Below are 19060 nucleotides of genomic sequence, written 5' to 3'. Positions count from 1 at the left end.
CCCACAAGGGTTTCAAGAGTTCCTTATAAGGGATAGCTTAAAAAGGGGGGAGTCTTCAAAGTCCCCCTTTTCAAGGGGGATTTAGGGGGATCGTAACTGTACCTCATCTTTATGAGAAATGCTATATTAGGGATAGGTAATTATTAATTATTAATTATTAATTGTTAATTGCTGAAATACTCCCCTACTCCTTTTGAGACTAAAAAAAAGTTCCCATTGAAAAACGGGAACTAATATAAATAGTAACTACTCTTGAAGTCTGAACCTCAATTTTTGCTACCGAGAAACTTCTATTTTCATTATGAAACGAACTCACTTTTTACCGAAACTTCAACTATTTTAAGCTTTAAAAGCTATCTCATCTAATAGCTAAAATTTTAGTTTCACGATTACATTATTCAGATTAATCTCCAAGTACCTCGTCACAAAATAGTTTAGCTGACTCAAAATCTTTGCCAGATCTATTAGCTTCAGCTGCTTTATTTTCTAGGAAGCTTGAAACTGAACCTTTAGCTAAAGAACGAGTTGTTGCACTGGCACTATCTTGAACCCAATCATTATTACCAACTTTGTACTTAAAATCGCATCTATATTGATCGTTAGCAGATCCTGCTTGTAAGAAGATACCTAGAGAAGCTAGTGCAGATAGGATCAAGTACCTTTTCATTATAATCTCCTACTAATTGGTTTGCTGTTCAGATAGTAATTTACTATCTATATTATTTTTATATCTCTAAGTGAATATTTTTTATTGTTAAATACAATACTATTTACCACTTTTTCTTCAATTTTTTGCCTAATAATTCCTTCTTTTAAGTATAAATTCTCATGCAAATATTGGCATCGTTAATATTAGTTAGAACTATCTCAGTATCAAAAAAAATAATTTTAAAAAATTTCAATATTTATGATATAATTAATCCCTAGACTTTATCATTTTGTAAATCAGATTTTACCCTGATCCACTTAAATTGTCAAGGCTTAAATATGACTATTTATATCAATAATGATCTCCGATAAATATTCTGAAAAATAAACATTTAAGTTGCAATATGAATACAAATTTAATGGGTGCATCTCAATGCTAGAAGAAAGGCAAAAATTTATTGCTTTTAGGGAATAGGGAACACTTAACAGGGAACACTTAACTGAGAATAGGGAATAGGAAAAAAGTATTTTGGCAAATATGAGATGCACTCAATTTAATCAAGCTCGACTATTACTAAATCAAAGAGTAAAAATACTTGGCTAGTAGAGAAAGAAGAAAGTTTTTTTTCTAGCGTTTCTCAAGTGACTAAAGGTTACAGTTGTTTTTATTCTTTGGTATTCTCACCAAACTCGAATTACTACTCCCTACTTCCTACGAACGTTGCATACAACCTCCCTACCTCTGACCTAAAAAATTCGTAATTTTTTACCTCACTCCTGATGAGAATTGCTATATAACTAATTAAACAGACTTGATATAATACAGAACTAGGAATGTATCGGTTTGAGGTTAATAGCTAATCTGTTAACCTATTAGCAAAACTCTGCCTTATTCAATAGTCAGAGAAACCTCTAATAGACTATTACTCCTAATTTCAGTTCTAGCAAAGTAGATGGAACCTTATGCAATGCAGGCCATAAACACAAAAGTCATGAGTCAAAAATCTATAAGTCAGATGGCGATATAAAAACTTGAAATTGATAATAAATTGTGGAGGAGTGAAATTATTTAAGTTAATTAAGTAATAGCAATAAAATGTCTAGGTTTGATGAATTATAGATAAAATATCTTACTATAGAACTCTATTATTGACTTTCCAGTTCACGGGAAAGTCAATAATAATATCAACAGAAACTATATTAAATTAGGAGACATGAATGCGTAGTAAACGCTCTAAACCCTGGATTCATCGTAATTCACGTTTTATTATTGCCGGTATCGCAGCAGTAGGTGCTGTAATTACAGCTTATCTTGCTATAGAAAAATTAACAGGAGGAACAGTTATTTGCCCCGTAGAGGGTTGCGACAAGGTACTTGAAAGCCCCTACGCTACTGTTTTCGGCTTACCTCTAGCTCTATTTGGCTTTCTAGCTTATGCTGGTATGGGAACAATGGCGATCGCTCCTTGGTTAATCAACCCAGATTCCCAAAAAGAGTTACGCTCAAAAGTAGAAAACTGGAGTTGGTTATTAATCTTTGTGGGTGCCGTCTCCATGACCATCTTCAGCAGCTATCTGATGTACATAATGGCATTTGAAATTAAATCTCTTTGTATTTATTGCATTGGTTCAGCTATTTGTTCCATAAGTCTATTTATCTTGGCATTAATTGGTCGTAATTGGGAAGACATTGGACAGTTAATCTTTACCGCTATCATTGTCGGGATGATTACTATGGTAGGAACACTTGCGGTTTATGCTCCAATTCATAGCACCTCTGCTACCGAACCAAATGTCTCTGGAATTACAACTACTTCCACTCCAGCAAAAGTTGCATTAGCAGAACATTTAACAAAAGTAGATGCAAAAATGTATGGTGCTTATTGGTGCAGTCATTGTCAGGATCAAAAGCGATTATTTGGTCAAGAAGCTGTGAGTAAACTTAACTATATTGAGTGCGATCCTAAAGGCAAAAATCCTCAACCAAATTTATGTAAGACAGCAGGTGTTAAGGCATATCCAACTTGGGAAATCAGTGGTCAACCTTACGAGGGGGTAGTTTCTTTAGATAATTTAGCCAAGTTATCAGGTTATCAGGGAGCGACTAATTTTGATAATCCTTAACTAAGTAGGTTTTATGAAGTACAGATATTAACAATAGTATTTGCTCAAAAATAAATCTAATTTTGGGAATTATTTATCCATCTTTCTTCATTAAAATTTAGATGTTTAATTCCCCATTCGTGCATTTCATTAATCATAGGTTGAAAACTTTTTCCTAGAAAAGTTAAAGAATATTGACTGTCGAGAGAGTAGGGAAAAACTTTGCTCTTTATTTATAGCAGTTTTCATTTTCAAGTTGATAATTTTGTCTCTAATTTTGCTTAAAGATTGACAGTAGTATTTGCTCAAAAATAAATCTAATTTTGGGAATTATTTATCTATCTTTCTTCATTAAAATTTAGATGTTTAATTCCCCATTCGTGCATTTCATTAATCATAGGTTGAAGACTTTTTCCTAGAGAAGTTAAAGAATATTCGACTTTTGGGGGCATCTGCAAATAAACTTCCCGATGAACAATACCATCTGCCTCCATTTCCCGCAATTGTTGAGTTAGCATTTTTTGAGTTACACCTTTGATAGAACGATGAAGTTCATTAAAACGTTTGACCCCATCAAATAGTTCTTTGATAATCAAAACTTTCCAACGTCCACCAATTACTTTAAGAGTAATTTCTGCTGGACAATTGGCCTTCCTCTTTGCAGTTTGGACTTTCATAGTATCTTTTTGGGTACTATCTTACTTCAAAGTACATACTATACATAGTAACCTCACTTAAGCTAGATTGTAAATGTCCAAACAAAATCTAAGTTTAACAATTTTTCCCTAAGCTCTTCTCTACTCCTAACAAGGAATTGTCCAATAGGAAAATATACTAACTTGGAGCTACTTGGATAAACAATTTTTTATGTTTACCACTCAAATTTCTGTTGTTAAGTGGCACAAGTTATTACCTGTGGACAGCGGATAATGGAAATCTTCTGCTAATCAGTCCATATCTGTCCATTTTGTGTAAAAAGCATCGTAGATATGGGATACTTTCAAGGTTATAATCACCAGGTTATGCCACTGCAGAAATCCTCAGTCAGAAGTTGAGAGAGCGATCGCCTGATCTATTGATTCGGTGTGGGAAATTTCATGCTTATTTTGTATCCAGAGATTAATTCCAGAGAGAAAAACACCATGAGCGAAGCTGTAATTGCAGATAATAAACCAGTAATTATCGAACAACTTGAAGTAGGTACTTACTACTGGTGTGCGTGTGGTCAATCAAAAGGTCACCCTGACAAACCATATTGTGATGGTTCCCATGCTGGAACTAATATTACTCCTGTAGCATTTGAAATAGCAGAGGCACAAAAAGTAGCACTTTGTAATTGTAAGCAAACTGGCAATCCTCCTTTTTGCGATGGAGCCCATGCTAAACTATAATAAATAAAATCTTAATTTTTTTAGTGTTGCATAATCGTTCAATGATCTTGATAGAAAATTAATTTCTACAAGGTCCCGATTATGCAACATTAGCTTAGAATAATAAACCAAGAAAATATATATTATCAAATAATCTCATAAATTCTATCTAATTATTAAGTTTTTTATTAGTTAAAATTAAGGATCAATAACTAAGATTTAATTTAGGTAAAAACAGTTAAGATTTACAGGAGTTACTAAAAATGTCTCAAGTACAACAAGCTGAAAAAGTTAAAGTCCGAAAAGCTGAAGCAAGAGGACACGCAAATTATGGTTGGCTTGATACTCATCATACATTTTCCTTTGCATATTATTTTGACCCCGAATACATGGGGTTTCGTTCCCTCAGAGTAATTAATGAAGATAGGGTTACTCCTGGTGATGGTTTCGGAACTCATGGACACCGAGATATGGAAATTATTACTTATGTTTTAGAAGGAGCATTAGAACATAAAGATACTATTGGTGAGGGTGGTATCCTGTATCCAGGAGACGTACAACACATGAGTACGGGTACAGGAATTATGCACAGTGAATATAACCACTCAAGATCGGAAAATGTTCACTTTTTACAAATTTGGCTACAACCAAAAGTTAAAGGTGTAAAACCAGTATACGATCAACGCTCTTTTGAAATAGCCAAAAACTCCGGTAAGTTAAATTTAGTAGTTGGTAGAGATGGTAGGGATGGCGCACTTAAAGTTAATCAAGATGTGGATTTATTTGCAAGTGCTTTGAAACAGGGCGATCGCATTTCTTATTCTTTTGAAGCTAACCGTTATGGATGGGTCCAAGTTGCTCGTGGGGAAGTAGATATTGAAGTAGATACTTATGAGAAATTTTCTCTAAAAGCTGGTGATGGTGTTGCTTTAAGTGAAATTAAAGAACTTGCTATTTCAACTGAGTCAAATGGAGAAATTCTTTTATTTGATTTGGCATAATAAGGAGGAGTCAGGAGTCAGGAGTCAGGAGTCAGGAGAGAAGAGGAGGAGGTTTGAAGATATTAAGACGATAAAGTTTTTTGATCGCTAACTATCTGGAGACGATATCAAAGAAAGCTAAACATATCGTAGGGGTTTGGTCTCCAAACCCTTAGATTCTGACTGAATTACAGCAGTTGCCGTTGTGATGAGGTACACCTATCGCGGGCAAGATGCCCGCACTAGAATATTTTCATCATTTACCCTGTACATCATTTCTCCGAAATTTGCTGTAATGTTTTTTTATCTACTGCCGTGTCAAACTTGAAAATGTGGATGAAAAAACCTAACCCCCCAACCCCCTTCCATCCCCCCCAACCCCCCTTTGAAAGGGGGGAAGAGGGAAGGGGGAGAAATGCTCCCCCATTCCCCCGCTCCCCTACTCCCTTGCTAACTTTTCACCCATTCTAATAATTTGTCCTGCCAAAATAGCTGCCCCAAAACCATTGTCAATATTCACAACACCTATTCCTGGCGCACAAGAATTTAACATTGTTAATAGGGGAGCTAAACCATCAAGATTAGCACCATAACCCACACTTGTAGGTACTGCAATAACAGGAGAATCTGCTAAACCTGCCACTACACTTGGTAAAGCACCTTCCATTCCTGCTACAACAATTAAAACATCTGCTTCTGCAATTAAATGTTTATTACTTAATAATCTGTGAATTCCTGCTACCCCTACATCCCAAAGACGCTTGACTGAAAAACCACAAAGAGTTGCCGTAACTGCTGCTTCTTCTGCTACTGGTAGATCGGCAGTACCCGCACTTAATATTGTAATTATACCTTTGTATTTTGGAGTAGGAAAATCTGATATAATTGCACAAATTTTTGCATCCTCATAGTAATAAAGATCGGAAATTTTCTCTTGCAATTTTTCATAAACTTCTGGTTCAATTCTTGTCGCCATTACTACAGGATTTTTGTGCCTCATTACCTCCATAATTTTGACAATTTGTTCTGGTTTTTTTCCTGGTCCCCAGATGACTTCAGGAAAACCTGTTCTGATATTTCTATGGTGATCTATTTTGGCAAAATTTTCGACAGTTTCAAAGTCAAGATTCTTGAGTTTTTCTAATGCTGACTCAGGAGTTATATTTCCTGTAGCAACTCCTTTTAATAACTGCTCTAAAGCTTCAGGTTTCATAATTTTAAAGAATCCAACTAATAATTGGGAAAGTTTGGTAATTTACAAGTAGTATACCTGACTATATAGAACCAATTTGATATCTCTAGAAAAGAGGGAGTAGGGGAGCGCTCGTTTTGGCATTGTTCATTCATTGTCTGAGCTAGAATATTTACAACCCTATATTTTTTGAGTCCTGTACGGACTACACTCTCCACTTATAAGAGACTGTTTGTCAAATAAGCATTAAGAGAGCATCACTTGTGATGTGAATCTAAAAGCGGTAATAATTCAAGAGATTGAAAGAAGGTAGATAAAGAAGTATTCAGTACATATATTCCGAGACTTTTTAAGCGACAAATATTTATGTTGATTTCTTCCTCCTTATTGCCTATTGCCTATTGCCTATTGCCTATTCCCTATTCCCTATTGCCTATTGCCTATTCCCTATTCCCTATAGCATTTCTCAACTTACTGAGGTACACCTATCTTTATTTGTTCCTATTGCCTATTGCCTATTCCCTGTTCCCAGTTAAGTGTTCCCTGTTCCCTAAAACCAAGGAATTTTGTACCTCACGCTTCTTGGGAATTGCTATATCTCCTTTTTATATTTTCTTGACAAACAATCTCTAAGAAACCGGGTTTGTGGAAGGTCGATGTTAGTATTTTCAGGGATTTAATACAAACCTGGTTTCTACACTTTTGATTTTCAAGTGTTATGAGAAACCGGGTTTGTGGGAGGTTGATGTTAGTCTAGTAGTGGACTGTTTCAGCTAAAACTGTGCATTAGGGTAGGGACGTTGCATAAGCGCGTCCGTACGGGAGAAAGACTGTTGTTGGGTTGATCCTGCGAAAAAGCGGAGCTTTGCGCCAGCAAAAACCTCCCTCAACCCAACCTACATTTATTGCAACATCTATTGCAATATTTAAGATGAAACAATCCACTACTGGCGCTAATCCGTACATCCGTGGCAAAATCCGTGTGAGCGCATCCGTGGCAAAATCCGTGTGAGCGCATCCGTGGCAAAATCCGTGTGAGCGCATCCGTGGCAAAATCCGTGTGAGCGCATCCGTGGCAAAATCCGTGTGAGCGCATCCGTGGCAAAATCCGTGGTTATCAGCAATCCATGTGAGCAATCAATCAGAAATTTTCAGTTCATATAAATTCCAGAAACCACCACTTAGCTCAGTATAATTAATCCCTTTAATCCGATCGCGAATAGCATCAAATTCTAGAGGATTTACCATATAAATAAAAGGTAATTCTTCAGCAATAATTTGTTGTGCTTGACCATAAAATTTTTGGCGTTTATCTTCATCTAATACCTGAGATGCTTTAATATAAAGATCATCTATTTCTTGTTCCCAATCATTTACTTTCCAGCCTTTTATTTCTTCCTCTCCCGGTTGAGGTCCTTGATTAAAAGTGTGTAATCTACCATTTACAGACCAAATATTATAACCACCATGAGGTTCAATACTTCCTCCTGTAAAACCTCCCATATAAGCATCCCAATCTCTAGATAAAGAGAGTTTTCTTACATAAGTATTAAAGCTGAGAAATTGCATATTTAATTTAATACCTAATTTTGCCAAATCTTGATTAATTTGCGTTGCCATTTGTTCTCTAACTTTCCTACCCGCACTTGATAGTAAAGTAAATTCTACTTTATTACCTTCACTATCTAATAATTCACCATTTTGATCATATTTAAAACCAGCACCAAGTAAAAGTTCTTTCGCTTTTTCCGGGTTATAATTATAAATTTTTAAGCCCTCTTCTGGAGATAAATAAAAAGGACTTGTAACAGGAATTGGAGAATACTGAGGCGCACCTAATCCACGGTATATATTATCTGTCATTGCTTCCCTATTAATCCCATAAGCGATCGCCTGCCGAAAAGCTTTATTATTAAACCATTGAGATTTAATCGGATCTACAAATGGTTTACCTTGAGCATTTTTCGCTTGATTTATATTAAAACAAATAAAGCTAGAAGCAGATGTCGGACCACCATTATATATAGTATATTTACCTCGTTTTTCTTCTCGTTTCAACAGAGGATACATTTCTGCTGCTACTGAAATTGTGTCTAGTTCTCCAGAACGAAAATTTAACAGTTGATTATCTGTATTTTCGATAACTTGCCAAACAATATTTTCAATATAAGGCAGATTATTTCCCCCATCATCTTTGCGCCAGTAAAAAGGATTTTTCTCTAAAATAATTCGTTGATTTGGAGCATAACTTTTGATGCGATACATACCATTACCAACAATTTCTGTAACTGGGGTATCAGTTCCCCATTTTGTTAGAAAGTTTAATTCTCCTTTCGAGTTAGTAGTACGAACTGATTCTTTTAAAACATGAGCAGGTAGAATAGGTAATCCTCCAGAATATCTGAGAAAAGGAGCAAAAGGTTCGGGTGTAGAAAATTCTACACGGAGATTATCGATTTTTTTTACTGTTGGTAAAGCACCACTTTTACCGATTCTCAGGATATCTTTAAAACTGCTAGGAATTTTATCATTGAGATATATTTCGTTGTAGGAAAATACCACATCATCAACAGTTAAAGGTTCTCCATCTGACCACTTCAAATCTTTTTGTAAAGTAATAACTATTGTTTGTCCGTCTTCCGAAACTTCCCAAGATTCAGCTAATGCTGCTTCTAATTCTCCTGTGACACCATTTTCAATAATTAAGCCGTCATAAAGATAACCAAAAACACTATATGCTGACTGATTTAATGGATAGTTAAAAGTAGAAGCATCGCTTGGAGTGGAGACTACTAGACGAGATTGAAAATTTGATGGTGCTGGTCTACAAGCGCTGAGGAAAAATATTAAAATAACTGTCAAGCAAATTGCTAATTTACGATAATGTTTTTGTTGAATATTAAATTTAATCATCTTCAAGTCATTGTCAGTTTATTTATTAATTTAATTATAGCTAAAGTGGGTTTTACTTGCGGATTTTATTCTTGGATCTACAAGTATACCATTTTGACAAAAGTTTACTAAAGAAATTTGCTAAATTTTACTGCCTAAATCTCTACTATACCATTTAATTTTAAATTTGATAAAGTTGGCCAATTAATAATAAATTGGACTATTTTTTATATGTAAATAATTATTACAGTTAGCATCATTATCTATTGACAAAAACAACTCTATCTACAATAATCTTTGGCGGAAGGGCTTGAAAAAATAATTTTCAGTAAATCCTTTGGAAAGCGATCTACACTGAACAACGTGCAGAAGGCTTTGATGTTTGGCCAGAACCGTATATTAACTTGAGGGTGCCTCGGTTGATTAACCTACGCCGCGATCCCTTTGAGAAAGTACCTCACGAGTCAAATTATTACGCTGCCTGGATGGTCTGTCGCATTTTCTTGGGTTGTCCTATTGCAGCATCTGTAGCTCAGTTTCTCGAGAGCTTTGTTGATTATCCCCCTCGCCAAAAACCTGCTTCTTTCACTATTAATCGGATAGTAGATGGAGTAGTTAAAAAAATTAAAATAGACAGGCTAAAAGAGGAATTTCCATTTATTACAGGGTGAAGAAAGATTATCCAGTTGACTGTTGACAACGGTCAGGATTAAATCAAAAATTAAGCTACAGGTAGTATTTATTGCTGCTCAGTTTTGGCGAAAAAATACTGCCTCCTGTAAAATTGGTTTGAATTCCAATTAATGATTTTCCAGGCAATTAAAATTGACTGCAATCTTAATTACCTGATTACACTACGGTGTAGACAAAAGTAGAATTTAGGAGGATATTTTCAAGACAATTGTTGAGATAGATCCTCCTATTTCTCTTAACAAAAATTAGACCTATTTTCAAGGTGTGTAAATCAATTATGAAATTTCTCAACATCAACAGAAAAACTATCACATTTTTTCTTTCGCTTCTGTTATCAATCTTTTGTTTAGGCGGTACTTTAGGTTGTATTCCTGCTAATGCTGCTGGTGAATACTACTTAAATTCTTGGGATGAGAATGGCAAGATACAAGATATCCTAGACTTTGTGGAAAAAGTAACTACTCACGGCGATGACTATGTTAAACTAAAAGATCGCATTGCTGTCTTTGATAACGATGGAACTTTGTGGTCTGAAAAGCCTGAGTATTTCCAAGTTCAATTTATAGAAGAAAATGGAAGTTCTGTTGGATTAACAACAGATGAGTATATAGAAAAAGCTCGTCAATTTGTCTATGAAGAAAATCAGGAAGATTTTGATGTTCCATATAGACAACTCGTCTATAAACCTGTAATTGACTTAGTTAAATACCTCAAAGCTAATGGCTTCAAAGTCTATATTTGTTCGGGAGGTGATATTGATTTTATCCGTTCTTTTTCTGAGGAAGCTTATGGTATTCCCCCTGAACAAGTGATTGGTAGTGCAGTCAGAACAGAATTTGATGGAGAGTTTGGAGGAGACGTAAAACGTGAGACGGACTTTTTAGCAGGAATAGAGGATCATGAGGAGCTAGCTCACTATAACGATCAAGAAGGTAAACCAGTAGGGATTCAAAATCATATTGGCAAACGACCTATTATTGCAGTGGGTAACTCTACTGGTGATTTTGAAATGTTTCAATACACTGATACTGGGGTTGATAAATCCTTGATCGTACTCATTAATCACGATGATTGTGAGAGGGAATATCAATACAATGACGATCCTACAAGCTTTGAGATCGAAGATTATGATTTAGTGCTTGATAACGAATCCCTCTATACAGCTCAAGATCGTGAGAATTGGATCGTAGTTAGTATGAAAGACGATTTCAATACTATTTTTGAGTCAAACCCATCAAGAACACCTCCAATTTGTAACTAAATTTTAGTCAGTGGTTAGTAGGGCAGGCATTGCTCACCTGATATAAAATTCAGGACTAAAGCCATGCATATCAAATCATACAACATCTGTAGTGGCGACTCGCGACTCGCCACTACTAGATAGCGGTGCGCTCCCGCGACGACGTTAGCGTTAGCGTTAGCTCCTCTGTAAGAGGAAGCTCCTCTGTAAGAGGCAAGTCGCAAGCGGTCAGACCCCGCGTCCCCGAGATATCGCTTGCGAAATGCTGACCAAGAGAGGGAATGCGCACTCCTGTGAGGGAACGCCGACCAAGAGAGGGAACGCCCACCAAGAGATGATGGTTATGCGTAAGTCCTGAAATTATTAAATTATATCATGTCCGCTGGTATCGTTGGTGTAAACTCAAGGGTGAATTTTACCGGAAATTTAAGTTTTTTTTCTGGATCTTAAGTATTCCTGGCAGTTAAGTGTTCCCTCCTCCCTGTTCCCTGTTCCCTGTTCCCTGTTCCCTGTTCCCTGTTCCCTGTTCCCTACCTTTGCTATACAATACCGATGCTACCGGACATGATATTACAGCGGTTTTCATTTCGGGAGACTAAAGTAGGGACGTTCCATGGAACGTCCCTACATAATTTTGTTTGTTACCATCTGGTTCATCAATCTGAAAAGCACTGTAAAACATTGTATTATCGAAATACCAATCATTTTATGAAAACTTTTTGGCATAAATCACTTATTATCTTTTTCCTAACAATATCCCTGATTTTCCCTTTTTCCACACCAGCACAAGCATCTTCTACAGATAATAGTTGTCCGGGGGGAATGGTATTTATTCCCGGAGGAACTTTTAGAATGGGTTCGCATTCTCATTATCCCTCAGAAATTTCTGCCAGTGACGTCACAGTAGATAGTTTTTGCATCGATCGCCACGAAATCACCAACGCCGAATTCCGTAAATTTGTCAAAGCAACAGGTGATCAAACCATTACCGAACGCCCCTACCAAAATCACAATTTCCGATAGATATGGTGGTTCTGCGTAAGTCCTGATTATATCGCATAATAACGTAACTTGCCAACTAAGTTTTAACTCTCTTGCCACAAACTGACTCTTGCTTCAATTTAGCTTGACGCTCACAACGAAAACTATCCTTGCACCATTCTGTCATATTTACCTGTGATAGTTTTAGCACATCTGTACATTTTGGTTGTATTACCTGACTTGCCAACGCCCATATCAAACTACGAATAACATCTAAACCAGTCTTGAGGCGAGATTCTTGATTTCCTGGTACACCTATTTCCTTAACAATATCGGTTTCCACCCATATTCCATGAGAACCCAGAATAATTTGTGCCAACCATTTTGCTCTAGGTAAATGACTAGCAGATGTGACTAATTTAATATGTCGCGCTCCCCATTTTTCCAAAATTGGCATGGCAAAAAAGAAGTTACCAAAAGTAGATTGAGCGCAATTTTCTAACCAAACCTGCTCTACAGGAGCATTTACCCGTTGAAATAATCCCACAATACAGGGATTTTCAGAACCACCAGAAATTAATATAGGTGTCTGAGGATATTGTTTAGCTACTTGAGCAATATACATTTCCCGTTTAATACTGCCACCCAAAACTAAGTAAGCATCAACAGGAGTTTTTGCTGCTGAGTTAAGCAAAATAGTATTTCCTACTAACCTAACTAATAGAGCAGAAATTATGGGCAAAAGTACCAACAGTAGTATTCTCTTAATTTTCTTGTTTCGACTTTTGGTCTGATTTTGTGTCATAAAAATTATCTTGAGTTATATCACTCCGGCAAGTTAACTTCTTTGGAACGTTATATCATGTCCGGTTGCTTCGGACCTTTATAGTAAAAGGCATTTATATTGTTAATAATTAGGGTTTGCTGAAAAAGTATGCATGGGTGAGGGTAGTCCTCAGGAGTCAGGAGTCAGGAGTCAGGAGGAATGGGGAATGAGCGAGGAGGCAGGAGGAAAAATTATCCTTTGATTTTTCTGCCACAGTCAACTCAAAATCCTAACTTTTTGAACTCCCTAGAACAAAAACCTTGTACTTTTTCAAGATATAAAAAGGCTAAAACCTTTAGGAGTCAATGCTTTTATATTTAATCAGCAAGCCCTAATTAATAATTAATAATTAATTGTTGAAGTTTGGTTATGATTTATTTGTTGGGGTAGTTGGTATTTGTAGAACTATTTTCAGTGTCTTAATTTTATTCCTCGGAGTTGATTTTATATAGTCATTATATAAAAAAAGTTAGTAATTATTTTTATGCAAAGATTCATTAAAAGGTTTCAGCAACGCTTATATTATGGTTAATTAATGCGACTTGATATTATAACTAAGAAAGAATTGGTTCTTGACAATTACTGATGATGAATCTCAGACTAGAAAATGTTTTTCATGCCTGTTCCCTGCTATAGTTGATTTAATCTCTCAAAAAAAATAATTCCAGATTCTCTAACAATCAAATTGATAGTTAAATCAATTTGATTCAGGGGAGTTTCTGGAATTAATTTGTGACTTGATTTTATAGTTATTAATTTTGAATTACTAAACTACATTTCATCTCGTCCACTACCTCGTTCATTAAAAAATATCTGAACTAGAGTTAAAAACTTTTCGGTATTTGAGGTAGAGGTATTTGATTGGAAGCTGCAGAACTTACGATAAACCGTCATTGAAATTATGATGGAAGTATTAAAAGATAAGCAGAGACTCATGGGATTTTTCCATTTTCCATACAAGGAGTTTCTACATACCTAATACACAGGTTATGCAGTGTCTTCAGGATAAAAGGGGTAAGATTTTTTTATTACTTTAAATTCCCTAGTTTGGTGGGATACTTAATTATTCTGTTGGTAAGCGATCGCTGAGTCTACTTGTTGCCACAAAATTTCTAGGTTAGAGGAATTATTAAGGATTATATCCGCCTGTTGACATTTTTCTTCTAGGGACATCTGATTGTTAATTCGAGTATAAGCTTCTTCTAAACTTAAGGAGTCGCGTTTTATTAATCTTTCTATTTGTTTTTGAAGTGGAGCGTATATCACCCAAATTTCTGTTACTAAGTCAGTCATTTTAGCTTCAAATAACAATGGTATTACTAATACTGCTGTAGGATTTTGAGAAGTAGTTTGATGGGATGTTATTTGTATGGAATTTTCCTGGCCATATTCACTATTTTTGATGATAAAATCTTGAATATTCTGCTCAAAGCGATCGCGAACATAAGGGTGAATCTGTTTATTTAACCAATGTAATTCGTCTCGATTATTGAAAACAATTTCTCCTAATTTTTGCCTATCTAGGTTACCATTGGGTAATACAATATTTTTTCCATAGCGTACTATTATATCTTCTAAAATTGATGAACCAGGTTGTACAGCTTCCCGCGCATAAATATCTGCATCCCAAATTGGGAACTGGTAATTTTTACTCAAATAATTAGAGACAGTAGTTTTTCCTGTGCCAATACCACCAGTTAAACCAATTAGACGCATAATTTTTAATTCAAAATTCAAAATTCAAAATTCAAAATTTAGAAAATAGTAGTACGGCATCTAAGTTTAGAATGTGGGTAAAGTAGACCACTTCTCCCCACACCTCCGACACCTCCGACACTCCCCACACTTCCAACACCTCCGACACTCCCCAAACTCCCCACACCACGGACAGTCCCCAGACTTCCTACCCCTCTATCTCCCCGTCGGTTATAGGAAAGTTATCAATATTATGGATTAAAGTAGAAATGAAACCATATTAATCTGATCAGAAGTTACCTCTGACTAACCACAAATCTAATCAAAGCGCTTGAGTCGCTTAAATGGTTATTCCAGCCCACTTTTTTTAAAGTAAACGTCCTGAAAGGTCATAACACCTTGGAATGCGTGGCCAGTCCTGAAGCTCACGTTGCTCGGCATTAAACAGGTAAAGAGATTTGAAAAACCAGTGTGTCGAACTTAAAAAGCTAAAATAACTGGGCGAGGCCAACTTTACGCATTTTCTGCAGAATGGACGCAACAATGTCCAAATTTTTGCCTAAGCAGATTTTTTGAGATCAATATAATTGATCTCAAAAATATCTTATTTATGTAGGAAATAGAGACAATTACTCGTTTTAAGCACATTTTTTCTAAGAGGATTAAAAAAATTATCCTTGACTAAAAAGTGGTTTTATGATAAAAAATCAAAAAATATCACAAACCAATGAATTATGTACCCGTTTATAAAATTTACCAGATTCTCATAGTCGTCCCCTTAACTGGATTTTGGGTATTGGACACTGCTGCACTCTTACCATTCAATAACAGGGAAAATAATGGTGGGGTCAGAATAATTCCATGGCCAATATTTTCTCCTCAAACTGCATTAGCTCAAGTATCGACTCAACCAATAGTTCCCGAAGCAGACTCAACTAATACAGTAGTAACTCCCGTAAGTCCATCAAATAATTCTTCTCAAACTCGCTTTGATGTTACAGGTGGAAAGCGCTCGGAAGATAATAGTAATCTTTTTCATAGTTTCAGTAGATTTAATCTGGGAGAAAACCAAGTTGTTAACTTTATATCTAACCCCAGTATAAAAAATATTCTAACTCGTGTTACAGGTGGAGATGTTTCTGTAATTAATGGTTTAATTCAGGTAACAGGGGGAAATTCTAATTTATTTATTATGAACCCTGCTGGTGTTATTTTTGGTGCAAATTCTAGATTAGATGTACCTGCATCTTTTGTTGTAACTACTGGTTCAAGTATTGGTTTTGATAATGGTTGGTTTAATGCTATTGGTGAAAATAATTACGATATTTTAACGGGAAATCCTAGTAGTTTTTCTTTTCCTCTGGGTAATTCGGGAGCAATAATAAATGCAGGTGAGTTAAGTGTTGAAGCTGGAGAAAGTGTAACTTTATTGGGTGGAACTATTATTAATACGGGTAAAATATCTGCACCTGGTGGTGAAATTACAATCTCTACAGTTCCAGAAGAAAATTTAGTTCGTATTAGTCAAGAAGGGCGTTTATTAAGTTTAGAAATAAGCACGGAAAATGGAGAAAGTTTAAGTACAAATTCAACTGAAGAATCAGAGAGGTTAAATCCTTTATCTATACCTGAACTGTTGACTGGTAATAGTGAGGTTATGGAAATGGCGACTGGAGTGATGGTTAATGATGATAATCAGGTAGTTTTGACAGGTTCAAATCAGGTAATTCCTACAGATTTAGGTACAACTATTGTTTCTGGTTCGCTGGATATTTCTTCGGCAGAAAGTTCGGAGTTATTAAATACAAGTAGAATCAATATTTTGGGAGAAAAAGTAGGATTATTTGATGCGAAGTTGAATGCTTCTGGTATTTATGGGAGTGGAAATATTAGAATTGGTGGAGATTTTTCAGGTTTGGGAAATGTTCCTCATGCTCTTCGTACTTATGTTGATGAACAAACACAAATATCTGCTACATCTTTTTTGGGTGAGGGAGGTAATATAGTTATTTCAAGTGTAGAAGAAACTATATTTTTAGGAAAAATAGAAGCTATTGGTTATGTCGGGGAAGAGTCTGTAGCAGTAGAAGAAAATTCTGCTGAAAATATAGTAGAAATTTCTAGTCAAGGAACTTTAATTTTTGATGGAACTGTTAATTTAGGTTCTTCAGATAGTTTGGGAAATTTATTATTGAAGGGTGAAAATATTAATATTGTAGATGGCAATATTGATCTAGAAGAGAATACTTTAACTGAAGAAACGGCAACAGAATCTGAAATTCCAGAATCATCAATAGAAGAGAATACTTTAACTGAAGAAACGGCAACAGAATCTGAAATTCCAGAATCATCAATAGAAGAGAATTCTTTAACTGGAGAAATAGCAACAGAATCTGAAATTCCAGAATCATCAATAGAAGAGAATTCTTTAACTGAAGAAACGGCAATAGAATCTGAAATTCCAGAATCATTAATACAAGAGAATTCTTTAACTGGAGAAATAGCAACAGAATCTCAGATTTCCAAGTCATCAACATCAATAGAAAATAATCCTTTAACTGGAGAAATAGCAACAGAATCTCAGATTTCCAAGTCATCAATAGAAACTATATCAAATACAAATATTAGAATTGAAGCATCAGATAATATAACGATAAACAATTTATCTGAAGCTGGATTAAACTTTGCAAATAGAAGAGGTAAAATTTCATTTCTAGCAGATAGTGACCAAAATGGTAATGGTTCATTTAGGATGGATTTAGAAAATACTATTAATACTCAAGGAGCAGGAATTAGTATTTCTGGAACAACGATAAATACAGGTAATATTAATACAAAAGGAGGAGAACTAAATCTGAGCAGTAGTCAAGGTTTTATTATGACTAATAATTTATCTACTACCTACTCAAATACAACAAGAGAAAGTAATGGGGGAGATATAAATATTGATGCTCAGGGAGATATTATTACAGGAGAAATTAATTCTAGTGGAGACTCCAGAGGTGGAAATATTAATATCAACAGTCAAACAGGTAAGATTGAAATTACAACAGCAGGTATAAATGCTACTTCTGCAAACGGTAGGGGTGGGAATGTGACGATAAATGCTGCTACTGATATTGATACAGAAAATATTGATGCTGACGGCGAACAAAGTGGTGGAAATATCGATATTAAAGCTGAAAATACTATCAACCTTCGGGCAATATCAACATCAAGTGACAGCACAGAAACTGGCAATATTTCTCTGACTGGAAACGAAATTAATCTTTTAGGTGGCGAAAACAGTATTAGTAGTAATGGAAAACTTACCTTACACTCAGCATCAGAAAATCACGATATTATTCTGGGAGGGTTTAAAAATACAGAAGGGGTGAATGGCAATTCGCCACTACACCTGACAACATCGGACTTAGCAACTTTGGCAGATGGTTTTGCATCTATTAGCATCGGGAAATCTGAAAATGGAGGTACTATTACTATCTATTCTCCAGAAAACAGTAGCGACAATGGGGTGACATTTCACGATCCGGTGACTATGCAAGCAGAAACAATTACAGGTACAGGTACAATAACCGGAACAGATGATGCCAAAATTACTCTAAATGCTAATCGTGATATTCTCACTGGGGATATTTCTGCACCTGGAGACATTAGTATTAATAGCATTCAAGGAGATGTAAAAATTGGAGATGTCACCACAAATACATTAGAAAATAATACGGGAAATATTGATATTGTCACTGGTGGTTTTATAGAAACAGGGAATTTAACCACGACAGGAACAACAACAGGAGGAAAGATCAATATAGAAGCAGGCGATCGCCTCACTACAGGTAGCATAAATTCCAGCGCGACATCGGGAAATGCAGGGGAAGTGAAATTAAGTTCGGTAAATCAGATTGAAGTTGGAGCGATAGAAGCAGAAGGAACAACAGCAGGAGGAAAGATAAATCTAGAGTCGGGCGATCGCCTCACCACAGATAGCATAAATTCCAGCGCTACATCGGGAAATGCAGGAGAAGTGAAATTAAGTGCGACCAATAATATAGAAGTGGGAGCTATAGAAGCAAAAGGAACAACAGGAGGAAATGTAAATCTAGAAGCAGGTGATCTGTTGATGACAGGTAGCATAAATTCCAGCGCCACATCAGGAAGTGCAGGGGAAGTGAAATTGAGTGCGCAAAATAATATAGAAGTTGGAGCTATAGAAGCAAAAGGAACAACAGCAGGAGGAAAGATAAATCTAGAGTCGGGCGATCGCCTCACCACAGGTACAATAAATTCCAGCGCGACATCGGGAAATGCAGGGGAAGTGAAATTAAGTTCGGTAAATCAGATTGAAGTTGGAGCGATAGAAGCAGAAGGAACAACAGCAGGAGGAAAGATAAATCTAGAGTCGGGCGATCGCCTCACCACAGATAGCATAAATTCCAGCGC

The 19060-nt window shown here is 35.8% G+C and carries 16 protein-coding genes; 7 read left to right on the top strand and 9 right to left on the bottom strand.

The features are described from left to right. Nucleotides 1-403 precede the first annotated feature (403 nt). Nucleotides 404-667, bottom strand: coding sequence for a hypothetical protein (locus F6K40_RS10820; RefSeq protein ID WP_293135332.1), 264 nt, complete (start codon nt 665-667; stop codon nt 404-406). Between the two features lie 1199 nt (nt 668-1866). Between F6K40_RS10820 and F6K40_RS10815 the strand changes: the two genes are divergently transcribed. Beyond that, on the top strand, nt 1867-2772 hold the full coding sequence (locus F6K40_RS10815; RefSeq protein WP_293135329.1) for a vitamin K epoxide reductase family protein: 906 nt from the start codon (nt 1867-1869) through the stop codon (nt 2770-2772). Nucleotides 2773-2828: 56 nt separating this feature from the next. Here F6K40_RS10815 and F6K40_RS40770 read toward each other — a convergent pair whose 3' ends face one another. Both F6K40_RS40770 and F6K40_RS10810 read right to left on the bottom strand, forming a co-directional pair. Next, on the bottom strand, nt 2829-2984 hold the full coding sequence (locus tag F6K40_RS40770; RefSeq protein ID WP_365671011.1) for a winged helix-turn-helix transcriptional regulator: 156 nt from the start codon (nt 2982-2984) through the stop codon (nt 2829-2831). A 105-nt stretch (nt 2985-3089) separates the two neighbouring features. After that, entirely contained in the window at nt 3090-3428 is a 339-nt protein-coding gene (locus F6K40_RS10810) for a winged helix-turn-helix transcriptional regulator (protein ID WP_293135326.1), read from the bottom strand. A 465-nt stretch (nt 3429-3893) separates the two neighbouring features. Between F6K40_RS10810 and F6K40_RS10805 the strand changes: the two genes are divergently transcribed. Further along, the gene (locus F6K40_RS10805) at nt 3894-4142 is read left to right on the top strand and encodes a CDGSH iron-sulfur domain-containing protein (protein WP_293135323.1); all 249 of its coding nucleotides are present in this window, start codon (nt 3894-3896) and stop codon (nt 4140-4142) included. A gap of 242 nt (nt 4143-4384) precedes the next feature. Next, the gene (locus F6K40_RS10800) at nt 4385-5122 is read left to right on the top strand and encodes a pirin family protein (RefSeq protein ID WP_293135320.1); all 738 of its coding nucleotides are present in this window, start codon (nt 4385-4387) and stop codon (nt 5120-5122) included. A 418-nt stretch (nt 5123-5540) separates the two neighbouring features. On the opposite strand, the gene larB is transcribed toward F6K40_RS10800, so the two are convergent. From larB to F6K40_RS10785, 3 genes are all read right to left on the bottom strand, one after another. Beyond that, nucleotides 5541-6314, bottom strand: a complete 774-nt coding sequence (gene larB, locus F6K40_RS10795; RefSeq protein WP_293135317.1) for a nickel pincer cofactor biosynthesis protein LarB — start codon at nt 6312-6314, stop codon at nt 5541-5543. Nucleotides 6315-7079: 765 nt separating this feature from the next. Continuing rightward, entirely contained in the window at nt 7080-7430 is a 351-nt protein-coding gene (locus F6K40_RS10790; RefSeq protein ID WP_293135314.1) for a hypothetical protein, read from the bottom strand. Further along, complete coding sequence (locus F6K40_RS10785; protein ID WP_293135311.1) at nt 7431-9206, bottom strand: ABC transporter substrate-binding protein; 1776 nt, start codon at nt 9204-9206, stop codon at nt 7431-7433. A gap of 398 nt (nt 9207-9604) precedes the next feature. Here F6K40_RS10785 and F6K40_RS10780 point away from each other — a divergent pair, with 398 nt between their 5' ends. From F6K40_RS10780 to F6K40_RS10770, 3 genes are all read left to right on the top strand, one after another. Beyond that, on the top strand, nt 9605-9856 hold the full coding sequence (locus tag F6K40_RS10780) for a hypothetical protein (RefSeq protein ID WP_293135308.1): 252 nt from the start codon (nt 9605-9607) through the stop codon (nt 9854-9856). Between the two features lie 299 nt (nt 9857-10155). Beyond that, entirely contained in the window at nt 10156-11139 is a 984-nt protein-coding gene (locus F6K40_RS10775) for an HAD family hydrolase (protein ID WP_293135305.1), read from the top strand. Nucleotides 11140-11826: 687 nt separating this feature from the next. Further along, nucleotides 11827-12141 carry a formylglycine-generating enzyme family protein gene (locus tag F6K40_RS10770; protein ID WP_293135302.1) on the top strand — a complete coding sequence of 105 codons (315 nt, stop codon included), beginning with the start codon at nt 11827-11829 and terminating at the stop codon, nt 12139-12141. Nucleotides 12142-12196: 55 nt separating this feature from the next. Here F6K40_RS10770 and F6K40_RS10765 read toward each other — a convergent pair whose 3' ends face one another. The 3 genes from F6K40_RS10765 to F6K40_RS10755 form a co-directional block, all read right to left on the bottom strand. Beyond that, entirely contained in the window at nt 12197-12904 is a 708-nt protein-coding gene (locus F6K40_RS10765) for a YdcF family protein (RefSeq protein ID WP_293135299.1), read from the bottom strand. Nucleotides 12905-13984: 1080 nt separating this feature from the next. Next, nucleotides 13985-14641, bottom strand: coding sequence for a dephospho-CoA kinase (coaE, locus tag F6K40_RS10760; protein ID WP_293135296.1), 657 nt, complete (start codon nt 14639-14641; stop codon nt 13985-13987). Between the two features lie 31 nt (nt 14642-14672). Further along, nucleotides 14673-14807, bottom strand: coding sequence for a hypothetical protein (locus F6K40_RS10755; RefSeq protein ID WP_293135293.1), 135 nt, complete (start codon nt 14805-14807; stop codon nt 14673-14675). Nucleotides 14808-15347: 540 nt separating this feature from the next. On the opposite strand from F6K40_RS10755, the gene F6K40_RS10750 reads away from it, so the two are divergent. Next, nucleotides 15348-19060, top strand: a 3713-nt coding sequence (locus F6K40_RS10750) for a two-partner secretion domain-containing protein (RefSeq protein WP_293135290.1), incomplete at its 3' end; no start/stop codon positions are given.

The organism is Okeania sp. SIO3I5 (genome assembly GCF_010672085.1).
GTDB lineage: Bacteria > Cyanobacteriota > Cyanobacteriia > Cyanobacteriales > Microcoleaceae > Trichodesmium.
The sequence above is the reverse complement of the archived record's forward strand: the minus strand, read 5'-3'. Positions and strand labels throughout refer to the sequence as shown.

Bases quoted from the DNA above. Each gene is read 5' to 3' on its own strand.
- F6K40_RS10805 (WP_293135323.1), top strand. From the start codon at position 3,894: ATGAGCGAAGCTGTAATTGCAGATAATAAACCAGTAATTATCGAACAA.
- F6K40_RS10775 (WP_293135305.1), top strand. From the start codon at position 10,156: ATGAAATTTCTCAACATCAACAGAAAAACTATCACATTTTTTCTTTCG.
- larB (WP_293135317.1), bottom strand. From the start codon at position 6,314: ATGAAACCTGAAGCTTTAGAGCAGTTATTAAAAGGAGTTGCTACAGGA.
- F6K40_RS10785 (WP_293135311.1), bottom strand. From the start codon at position 9,206: ATGATTAAATTTAATATTCAACAAAAACATTATCGTAAATTAGCAATT.
- F6K40_RS10810 (WP_293135326.1), bottom strand. From the start codon at position 3,428: ATGAAAGTCCAAACTGCAAAGAGGAAGGCCAATTGTCCAGCAGAAATT.
- F6K40_RS10800 (WP_293135320.1), top strand. From the start codon at position 4,385: ATGTCTCAAGTACAACAAGCTGAAAAAGTTAAAGTCCGAAAAGCTGAA.
- coaE (WP_293135296.1), bottom strand. From the start codon at position 14,641: ATGCGTCTAATTGGTTTAACTGGTGGTATTGGCACAGGAAAAACTACT.
- F6K40_RS10815 (WP_293135329.1), top strand. From the start codon at position 1,867: ATGCGTAGTAAACGCTCTAAACCCTGGATTCATCGTAATTCACGTTTT.
- F6K40_RS10820 (WP_293135332.1), bottom strand. From the start codon at position 667: ATGAAAAGGTACTTGATCCTATCTGCACTAGCTTCTCTAGGTATCTTC.
- F6K40_RS10765 (WP_293135299.1), bottom strand. From the start codon at position 12,904: ATGACACAAAATCAGACCAAAAGTCGAAACAAGAAAATTAAGAGAATA.
- F6K40_RS10770 (WP_293135302.1), top strand. From the start codon at position 11,827: ATGAAAACTTTTTGGCATAAATCACTTATTATCTTTTTCCTAACAATA.